Consider the following 860-nt stretch of genomic DNA (forward strand, 5'->3'; position numbering starts at 1 on the left):
TAATGCCAGTCAGTTAAGGCAAAAACTCAATAAAAGTAATAAAATAGCCCATCTAATAAGTAGATGGGCTATTTTACTATGAGACTACAAGACGCTATTAATGAGACGCATAAAAGGATTCCAGACACCCTAGAACAATTTAGTGAATTAATAGACCCTGAGTGGATACAGCAAGCTTTAGAGTATACCGGCAAAGCGAGCATTAGAAGGCGTAAGCTACCTGCCGAACACGTTGTTTGGATAGTCATCGGCACAGCTTTATATCGAAACCGTTCAATTTGGTATATCACAGAGCAGATGCGGCTTAATCTAGACTCACAGGCCTGTGTACCCAGTGCAGTCGTACAAGCAAGACAACGCCTCGGGCATGAACCTCTAAAGCAGCTATTTCATCAACTAAGTGCTCACTACCAAACAGAATCACTAACCCAGCAGCAAGACTTTATGGGACTTAGCGTCCAAGCTGTAGACGGTGTCGTATACTCACTACCCTATACTGATGAGAACCTTCAGCACTTTAGTTCAAGCAAAGGCAGAACCAAAGAGGCGCCCTATCCACAAATGCGTTCGGTATGCCTGATCAATACTGACACGCATGAGATCATTGACACAACCCTTGGAGATATGGGTCAAGGAGAGATCACCTTAGCCCGTCAGCTAAACGTTCAAGACAATAGCATTACGCTCTTTGATAGAGCCTATTTCTCAGCAGACCTACTTATCAGTTGGCAACAAACCCATCCAAACAGTCATTGGCTTATGCGGGCTAAAGATAATCTGCGTTACACTGTGATTGAAACCTTTAGTGAAGGGGACTACTTGATACAAATGCCGGTTTCTCCCCAAGCTCAAAAGAAAAA

1 protein-coding gene is annotated in these 860 nt (G+C 43.5%); it reads left to right on the top strand.

The window, feature by feature from the left end; all coding sequences use genetic code 11:
• Positions 1-78: 78 nt before the first annotated feature.
• Positions 79-860, top strand: a 782-nt coding sequence (locus H9653_RS12365; protein ID WP_191692589.1) for an IS4 family transposase, incomplete at its 3' end; no start/stop codon positions are given.

Source organism: Psychrobacter communis, from assembly GCF_014836505.1.
Taxonomy (GTDB): domain Bacteria; phylum Pseudomonadota; class Gammaproteobacteria; order Pseudomonadales; family Moraxellaceae; genus Psychrobacter; species Psychrobacter faecalis.